Raw genomic sequence first — 8,098 nt, 5'->3', positions numbered from 1 at the left:
TGTATTTGCTGTGATTGTTTAGGGTGTTTGGAACGAGAAGTTATCCAAGAAAAACCCATGTGGTCGAGGAGATAATAGATGGAATTAGGGTGGTAGTGCTTGTCAAAGTGTTTAACGATGTAGTCATGTATATCGCTTCCAACAAGGCGGCCACCAGAAGGTGATTCAGCTTCTTTTTTTATGAAGGCACTGAGTTGAGCCCGCTGCTCATCGGTGAGGTATGCAGGCCTACCAGTCCGAGGTTTTTCTTGAAGTCCTTCTAGGCCTTCTTCAAAAAAAATCCGAACCCATTTATTGACACTGGTTCGACTGACTTTGAGAGATTTTGCAATTTGTGTACGAGAGAGGCCGTCTTTAAAGTGTGCGAGAGCAAGTAAACGCATCTTCATCTGAATGGTTTTTTGCTGGCTCGCAAGCTTTTTGAAGTCAGTGTTATTAAGGCTATCCATGGCTAAATTTCACAATAATTCATCAATCTTAATTAGATCACATTTTTACTTTAATTGGTATAATTCACTAGCTACCACCAAAAACTTAAGTACGATATGCACCTAATCCTAAATGGCGACTAATATAATGAGTAAGCGTCAGTAATTTGGGATTATTATGAGGTTCTTTTTTGCACTGGTTGTATTCTTTTGTTCATTTTCTCTATCAGCAACTTCGTGGGAAAAAGAGAGTCACCCTACTAGAAATTCACCCTCATCAATTGGAAGCTATGCCAATGGCTGTCTAGACGGCGCGCAGGCTTTGCCTATTAATGGTTTGGGGTATCAGATCATTCGCCCTCAAAGAGAGCGCTACTATGGCCATACAGAAGCTATAAAGTTTATTGAGAGGTTAGGAGTCACGACCAGCGAGAAGCTCAATACTAATTTATTGATCGGTGATATTTCTCTTCCCAGAGGAGGGCGCTTTTCTTCAGGTCATTCAAGTCATCAAACAGGGTTAGATATTGATATATGGCTAAGGTTAACCAGTAAGAGGTTGTCAGAGAACGAATTAGCTGTGCCTAAACCTGTGAGCGTTGTGGATCTTACCAACTACAAATTGCGTGAATCGAATTGGACCGATGATCATTTTCAAGTTATTCGTTATGCGGCGAAAGATGAAAAAGTGGTGCGTATTTTTGTTCATCCAGTGATCAAGCAAACCCTTTGTGAACAAGAAAACTCTGACGCTAATGATAGAGCTTGGTTAGGCAAAATAAGACCTTGGTGGGGACACCACTCCCACTTCCACGTTCGTTTAAAGTGTCCTGAAGGCAGTTCAAACTGCATAGCTCAAGCGAGCCCTCCTAAAGGTGACGGTTGTGGAGATGAACTTGCAAGTTGGGCTCCAAAGACTGTTCCAGTTCCACCTCCTAAAAAAGTAGCGAAAACTAAGAAAAAGAAAAAAGTTAAAGTGATGCCAAGTCAGTGTTTGGCCTTGATATCGAATAAGTAATCCTGTTCATCGAGGCTTTTTACAGTGGTACTGCCACTGGTTTTTTCGACTCTAAAACTGGAGAAACATCACACTTTTGTCTAGAGTTTATAAACACGAGATTAAGAACATCGTTTGATATTAATAAAAGCAATAACGGTATCAGCAAGGGCGATGGCGAATTTGACAAGGTTTGGTCAGGGATTGAGTGTTTTGGGGTGAAAGATGCGGCTTATATGCAGTATGCGAAATCAGAGTCTGATACCCGTCGATAGATAATTCAAGGATAAGACTATGACTATGATTTGTGCGAAGGAATTTTCAGAATGGTTAAGACATAGGTTCAACGCTGAAAGCTCGGGTATTTCAATTTCAAGAGATGACATCAATCAGCTAACAGGCAGACAACGTTTAGACCCTAGTTTCGTAAATGATGTTCACTATGAATTGATGCAGTATGGAATGGCATTTGTGACCGATACCAGCAGGGAAAACTTTTATCTTGTTCCTATAGCTCAATCAATAAACTGGCGAGAACGACTCGAATATCAATTTGAAAAAGAGCTCTTCTGCAATATTTATCCAATCGGAAAATCAGGATGAAAAAAAAGGTTCAACTTATGGTTAAGTTGAACCTTTCTTCTTTTAGGTCAAGCCTTGAATGATAACAAACTTCTCAAGTAGCTCGTCATCAGTTTCAATATGGTTTGGGTCAGTGATGATGCATTTTGTAATCGGACACACTGACTGGCATGTTGGCTTTTCATAGTGACCTTTACACTCTGTACATAAATCAGGATCGATCTCGAAGATGCTGTCGCCCATAGTGATTGCACCATTTGGGCATTCAGGATCACACATATCGCAGTTTATGCACTTGTCAGTAATTAACAGAGCCATTATTTTCTTCTCAAGTAAGTCGCTTAAGTAAAAATTATTTGCCTGATGCGTTACGTGTATCTTGGCCTTCGCTCAAGTTACGCATCAGCAAGCCGTACTCTAGATCTAGATCTGCTGGTACAGGAATAAATACAAAGTGACCGTTACCTTTCGCATCGTCGACCGCTTCAGATTTGCGGTTTTCCATAACTTCTAGTTTGAAAACAACGTTACCTTTCGGTGTCATCATTTCTAAGCTGTCGCCTACTAGGAACTTGTTCTTCACTTCTACTTCCGCTAGGTCACCACGGCGCTTACCTGTGAACTCACCAACAAACTGTTGAGTGTCAGAGATAGAGTAACCGTACTCGTAGTTTTGGTATGTATCGTGTGTATGGCGACGTAAGAAGCCTTCAGTGTAACCACGGTGAGCTAGGCTCTCTAGTGTACCCATTAGGCTTTCATCGAATGGTTTGCCTGCCACTGCATCGTCAATAGCTTTACGGTAAACCTGAGCAGTACGTGCACAGTAGTAGAAAGACTTAGTACGACCTTCAATCTTCAGAGAGTGAACACCCATCTTCGTTAGGCGCTCAACGTGTTGGATTGCACGAAGGTCTTTTGAGTTCATGATGTAAGTACCATGCTCATCTTCAAACGCTGCCATTTTCTCTTCTGGCTTGTGTGATTCAGAAAGCAGAACCACTTCGTCTGTTGGTTTACCAAGGCCTAGTGTGTTGTCTGGACGCTCATCTTGAACTTCAATGTCTTGCGTTTCTACTTCTTGAATAGCAACACCAGTAGGGTTTGCTTCAACGATCTGACCGTTTTCGTCTTCTTTCGCTGCTTCTGTTTTGTATTCCCAGCGGCAAGCGTTGGTGCAAGTACCTTGGTTTGGATCGCGCTTGTTCATGTAACCAGAAAGCAGACAACGGCCTGAGTAAGCCATGCAAAGAGCTCCGTGAACAAAGATCTCTAGCTCTGTTTCTGGGCAGTGTTCGCGAATCTCTTCGATCTCTTCAAGCGATAGCTCACGAGATAAGATCACACGCTCAACGCCTTGAGTTGACCAGAACTTAACGGTCGCCCAGTTTACTGCGTTTGCTTGAACAGAAAGATGGATTGGCATTTCAGGGAATGCTTCACGAACCATCATGATAAGACCAGGATCTGACATGATAAGCGCGTCAGGGCCCATGTCTACAACTGGTTTGAGGTCGCGAATGAATGTTTTTAATTTAGAGTTGTGCGGCTGAATGTTACATACAACATATAACTTTTTGCCTTGAGCATGAGCTTCATCGATACCGATTTGTAGGTTTTCGTGATTGAACTCGTTGTTACGAACACGAAGGCTGTAACGTGGCTGGCCTGCGTATACTGCATCTGCGCCGTAGGCGAATGCGTAACGCATGTTTTTGAGGCTTCCTGCCGGTGATAATAGTTCAGGTACAAATGGTTTTTGTGTAGTCATTGCTTCGTTCTCTAATCTGATCTCAAGTCAGGTTGATACCACCAAGTGATATCAAAGGGGCGCAAATTTTACGCTAAAATGAGTTTGGTTGATAGCCCTAAAGATAGCAATGACATTAACAAGAGGGTCTAGAGGCAGATATAAGTGAGAACTTAGTGAGAAATAAGCTCAGATACCGTTAGCACCTGAGCCTATAGTTTGACTGATTAAGCGTTAGGTTGAGTTAACCCGCCTAATGATTCAAATAGGTTTGGAAGGAAAACACTGAACTCACCACAAAGTAGAGAGAAGTCCGCATCAAAACGCGCAGCTTGATCTTCACGAGGAATATCGTCGTTTTCGTCTTTGAGCTCATCACTGAATTTTAGGCGTTTGATGCTGCCATCTTCTGCAAGAATGAATTCAATACGGTCTTGCCAGTTGATAAGAAGTTTCGTCACCATCTTATTGGCTTCGATGTGGTTTTTAATCTCATCAGCTTCTAGTTCTTGTTTCTTAACTCGAACAATACCGCCGTCTTCTTGAATAGATTTTAGTTCTGCTTCATCAAGCATAGTGATGCCTTGTGGCGTATCACCTGATTTCACCCATTCTGTAAGAGTCGTTTCGATCGCTTGCTCTGGGATAGCTGGCACTACTGGCAGGCTACCCATTGTCTTACGTAGCAATGCTAATACATCTTCTGCTTTTTTGTAGCTGCTCGCATCAACCACAATGAAACCTTCTTTTGGCATGATCAGCGCGTAAGTGAAGTTGCTGCGGCTGAATGCTCGAGGAAGTAGATCAATGATGATGTCTTCTTTTAGGCTGTCTTTCTCTTTCTTTTTCAGAGGGGTACCAGACTCTGCCTCAAGCGTTTCTACTTTTGCGTTCAATGATTCTTTGATCACAGAAGCGGGTAGCATTTTCTCTTCTTTCTTTGCACAGATAAGAATGCGGTTTTCTGATACGTGCGTCATCATATCGCCATGTCTACCCATTGCGTGTACCCAACCAAACTTCTGTTTGTCTTGGCTACCACAAGGAGTAAAGCGGAATTCTTCAAGTTGTTTCTCTAGCTGATCTGCGTTGAAATCAATATCACGGTTGAAGCGATAGACTAGGCAATTTTTAAACCACATAAATTTTTCTCATACCTTTTTAGAAGTGCTTCATGATATGAGATCTAATTCGATTTGTCCCTAGCTCTGTATCAAAAGTTATAAAGTGAAATGTTTGAGACAGTTATATGAAAATTTGTTTTCAAAGGTCACAAAAGTGTCATAATTAACTCAGATAATGCAATGCGTTGATTAAATACAAAGGCTATTCAATTATGTCGAGAAGGATTCTGGTCGTTGAAGATGAAGCACCTATTCGTGAGATGCTGTGCTTCGTGCTTGAACAAAAAGGCTACCAAGCAGTAGAGGCTGAAGATTACGATACAGCGGTAAACAAGCTATGTGAACCTTTCCCAGATCTAGTATTACTAGATTGGATGCTACCTGGTGGTAGCGGGATAAACTTTATCAAGCACATGAAGCGTGAAGAGTTAACTCGCAACATCCCAGTGGTGATGCTAACGGCTCGTGGCGAAGAAGAAGATAAGGTGCGTGGTTTAGAAGTGGGTGCTGATGATTACATCACCAAGCCATTTTCACCCAAAGAGCTCGTTGCTCGCCTGAAAGCGGTTATCCGCCGTGTAACGCCTACTGCACTAGAAGATGTGATTGATGTACAAGGTCTTAAGCTAGACCCAGTATCTCATCGTGTTACCGCAAGCGAAGGTCCAGTTGATATGGGACCAACAGAGTTCAAAATGCTGCATTTCTTTATGACGCACCAAGAGCGTGTGTACAGCCGAGAGCAGCTGCTTAACAACGTTTGGGGTACCAATGTTTACGTTGAAGACCGAACGGTTGATGTACATATTCGACGCCTGCGTAAAGCGCTTGAGTCTGCAGGTCACGATAAGCTAATCCAAACGGTTCGTGGCGCTGGCTACCGTTTTTCTACAAAGGCTTAATGTGGCTTCGCTGCCCAGTTTACGGAGTCCTGAATGGTTGAAAAGTTAACCTGGAAAAAGCTGGCTTGGGAGCTGGCTTTTTTTTACGCACCATGGGTTTTAGTCGGATGGATATTCGGTTACCTACCTTGGTTGCTGCTGGCTGCTACGGTATTGCAGCTCGGCTGGCATCTACACAACCAAATGCGTTTGTCCGCATGGCTGTGGGATGAGAAGCGTCTAACTCCACCTTCAGGCTCTGGGAACTGGGAATCTCTGTTTAACGGTATTTATCGTATGCAGCAGAGACAGCGTCGCAAACGCAAAGAACTGACTAACCTTATCCGCCGTTTCCGTAACGGTGCAGAATCGCTTCCCGATGCCGTTGTGGTATTTCGCGGTGAAGGCAATATCGTTTGGTGTAACAAGCTAGCTCAGTATTTGCTGGGCTTTCGTTGGCCAGATGATTCAGGTCAACCGATCTCGAATTTGATTCGTACTCCAGATTTTATTAAGTACCTTAATAAGCAAGATTTCTCTGAGCCATTAGAGATGCCTTCTCCATTGAATGTGGAGCGTATGCTCGAGCTGCGTATTGTGCCGTATACCGAGGGTGAACACCTGATGGTGGTACGTGATGTGACCCAGCTTAAGCAGTTAGAAGGCATGCGCCGTAACTTCTTCGCTAACGTTTCTCATGAATTGCGTACGCCGATGACCGTCCTTCAAGGTTACCTTGAAATGACCGAAGATCCAGACATGATCGTTGGCCCAATGTGGACCAAGGCGCATGGCGTAATGACTGAGCAGCTCAATCGAATGAACAGTTTGGTTAATCAACTACTCACGCTTTCGAAAATTGAAGCGGCGCCAATGCATGAGTTGGATGAAGTGGTCAACGTTCCAGCGATGCTTGAGGTTCTTGAGAAAGAAGCGGCGAGCCTTAGCGGTGAGCGCGAACATAAGCTTGAGTTTGATATCGATAAGAGCCTACGAGTTCTTGCCGATGAAGACCAATTGAGAAGTGCGATATCGAATTTGGTTTATAACGCGGTTAAATACACACCCGCAGGTGCAACGGTCAAAGTGCGTTGGTATCAAACCAGCCAAGGCGCGTGCTTAGATGTGTCAGATACTGGTGATGGTATTGAGCCTCAACACTTACATCGACTCACAGAGCGCTTCTATCGTGTAGATAAAGCCCGCTCTCGTGATACCGGTGGTAGTGGTCTTGGATTAGCGATTGTAAAGCATGCGCTTAGCCACCACGATTCACATCTCGAAATTCAAAGTGAAGTGGGCGTCGGCAGTCGTTTCCATTTTACTTTACCAAATCGACTGACCGTATCATGAGTTGTTCGATACGCAGGATGCATTTTCCAGTCAGCTCATTATTAGCGTTTGCTTTAGTTAACCCTGTGCATGCCGAACAGGGTGTCGATTCTCTTCCTGATTATTCTAAGGTTCCGGGAATTTCTGGGAGCTTATTATCGGTCGGTTCGGATACCTTAGCGGGTATGACGACGTTATGGGTGGAAGAGTTCAAGTCCTACTACCCGAATGTGAACGCTCAGGTCCAAGCATCGGGCTCTTCTACTGCGCCTCCTGCATTGACGGAAGGGACTGCTCACCTTGGTCCTATGAGCCGACCAATGCGTTTACGTGAAGTGGAAGCCTTTGAAAGAGAGCATGGTTATAAGCCAACTGCATTACGAGTCGCTATTGACGCAATCGGGCTGTTTGTCCACCGAGATAATCCTATTGAAGGGCTTAACTTTCGTCAGATTGATGGCATTTTTTCTGAGACATTACGCTGCGGAGCAACAAGGCCCCTCAATAACTGGCAAGATCTCGGAATCGATCAGCAATGGGCGAAACATCGATTCCAATTGTTCGGTCGCAATTCTGTATCGGGGACTTATGGATACTTCAAACAGAATGCACTGTGCGGCGGTGACTTTAAAAATCGTGTGAATGAGCAACCTGGTTCGGCTTCAGTCGTTCAGTCGGTCGCTTCATCCATCAGTGGGATTGGCTACTCAGGTATTGGCTATCGTGTCGCTGGCGTTAAGTTAATTCCTATTGCTGAGCATGGTTCTGATTATGTAGAGCCGACTCGAGCGAATATCTTGAGCGGTGATTACCCTCTATCACGCTTTCTTTACGTATACGTGAACAAACACCCAGATAAACCGCTTTCTCCCGTTGAAAGAGAGTTCCTCACTTTTGTGTTCTCAAAGCAAGGACAAGAACTTGTAGAGAAAGATGGCTATTTAGCAATACCGTCTGAGTTCGCAGAGCAAGAGTTGGCAAAAGTCGGGCTCTAATTCAGGCTG

9 protein-coding genes are annotated in these 8,098 nt (G+C 44.0%); 5 read left to right on the top strand and 4 right to left on the bottom strand.

Annotation, left to right across the window (positions count from 1 at the left end; translation table 11 throughout):
• Nucleotides 1–449, bottom strand: a 449-nt coding sequence (locus AB6D06_RS09180) for a transposase (protein ID WP_371721113.1), incomplete at its 3' end; no start/stop codon positions are given.
• 157 nt (nt 450–606) lie between these two features.
• Between AB6D06_RS09180 and mepA the strand changes: the two genes are divergently transcribed.
• Together mepA and AB6D06_RS09170 are read left to right on the top strand one after the other, a co-directional pair.
• Nucleotides 607–1,446, top strand: coding sequence for a penicillin-insensitive murein endopeptidase (mepA, locus tag AB6D06_RS09175; RefSeq protein ID WP_017062537.1), 840 nt, complete (start codon nt 607–609; stop codon nt 1,444–1,446).
• 273 nt (nt 1,447–1,719) lie between these two features.
• Nucleotides 1,720–2,028 carry a hypothetical protein gene (locus AB6D06_RS09170; protein ID WP_017062536.1) on the top strand — a complete coding sequence of 103 codons (309 nt, stop codon included), beginning with the start codon at nt 1,720–1,722 and terminating at the stop codon, nt 2,026–2,028.
• Nucleotides 2,029–2,070: 42 nt separating this feature from the next.
• Here AB6D06_RS09170 and AB6D06_RS09165 read toward each other — a convergent pair whose 3' ends face one another.
• From AB6D06_RS09165 to rdgC, 3 genes are all read right to left on the bottom strand, one after another.
• On the bottom strand, nt 2,071–2,325 hold the full coding sequence (locus AB6D06_RS09165) for a YfhL family 4Fe-4S dicluster ferredoxin (RefSeq protein ID WP_004735061.1): 255 nt from the start codon (nt 2,323–2,325) through the stop codon (nt 2,071–2,073).
• 34 nt (nt 2,326–2,359) lie between these two features.
• Nucleotides 2,360–3,778, bottom strand: coding sequence for a tRNA 5-hydroxyuridine modification protein YegQ (gene yegQ, locus AB6D06_RS09160; RefSeq protein WP_017062848.1), 1,419 nt, complete (start codon nt 3,776–3,778; stop codon nt 2,360–2,362).
• Between the two features lie 206 nt (nt 3,779–3,984).
• On the bottom strand, nt 3,985–4,899 hold the full coding sequence (gene rdgC, locus AB6D06_RS09155; protein WP_017062534.1) for a recombination-associated protein RdgC: 915 nt from the start codon (nt 4,897–4,899) through the stop codon (nt 3,985–3,987).
• 194 nt (nt 4,900–5,093) lie between these two features.
• Between rdgC and phoB the strand changes: the two genes are divergently transcribed.
• The 3 genes from phoB to AB6D06_RS09140 are packed head-to-tail and all read left to right on the top strand — an operon-like array spanning nt 5,094 to nt 8,089.
• Nucleotides 5,094–5,783 (top strand): phosphate regulon transcriptional regulator PhoB, encoded by a 690-nt coding sequence (phoB, locus tag AB6D06_RS09150; RefSeq protein ID WP_004735064.1) that lies wholly within the window; start codon nt 5,094–5,096, stop codon nt 5,781–5,783.
• 33 nt (nt 5,784–5,816) lie between these two features.
• Nucleotides 5,817–7,115, top strand: a complete 1,299-nt coding sequence (phoR, locus tag AB6D06_RS09145) for a phosphate regulon sensor histidine kinase PhoR (protein WP_004740365.1) — start codon at nt 5,817–5,819, stop codon at nt 7,113–7,115.
• Nucleotides 7,112–8,089 carry a PstS family phosphate ABC transporter substrate-binding protein gene (locus AB6D06_RS09140; protein WP_372110138.1) on the top strand — a complete coding sequence of 326 codons (978 nt, stop codon included), beginning with the start codon at nt 7,112–7,114 and terminating at the stop codon, nt 8,087–8,089. The genes phoR and AB6D06_RS09140 overlap by 4 nt, the downstream gene beginning before the upstream one ends.
• Nucleotides 8,090–8,098 lie beyond the last annotated feature (9 nt).

Origin of the sequence: Vibrio sp. 10N.239.311.G01 (assembly GCF_041465805.1) — a bacterium.
Classification (GTDB): domain Bacteria; phylum Pseudomonadota; class Gammaproteobacteria; order Enterobacterales; family Vibrionaceae; genus Vibrio; species Vibrio crassostreae_C.
Note: the sequence above shows the minus strand (reverse complement) of the source record. Positions and strands in the feature narration are given on the sequence as shown.

Coding starts and splice junctions, on each gene's coding strand:
- AB6D06_RS09165 (WP_004735061.1), bottom strand. CDS start 2,325: ATGGCTCTGTTAATTACTGACAAGTGCATAAACTGCGATATGTGTGAT.
- phoR (WP_004740365.1), top strand. CDS start 5,817: ATGGTTGAAAAGTTAACCTGGAAAAAGCTGGCTTGGGAGCTGGCTTTT.
- yegQ (WP_017062848.1), bottom strand. CDS start 3,778: ATGACTACACAAAAACCATTTGTACCTGAACTATTATCACCGGCAGGA.
- mepA (WP_017062537.1), top strand. CDS start 607: ATGAGGTTCTTTTTTGCACTGGTTGTATTCTTTTGTTCATTTTCTCTA.
- AB6D06_RS09140 (WP_372110138.1), top strand. CDS start 7,112: ATGAGTTGTTCGATACGCAGGATGCATTTTCCAGTCAGCTCATTATTA.
- AB6D06_RS09170 (WP_017062536.1), top strand. CDS start 1,720: ATGACTATGATTTGTGCGAAGGAATTTTCAGAATGGTTAAGACATAGG.
- rdgC (WP_017062534.1), bottom strand. CDS start 4,899: ATGTGGTTTAAAAATTGCCTAGTCTATCGCTTCAACCGTGATATTGAT.
- phoB (WP_004735064.1), top strand. CDS start 5,094: ATGTCGAGAAGGATTCTGGTCGTTGAAGATGAAGCACCTATTCGTGAG.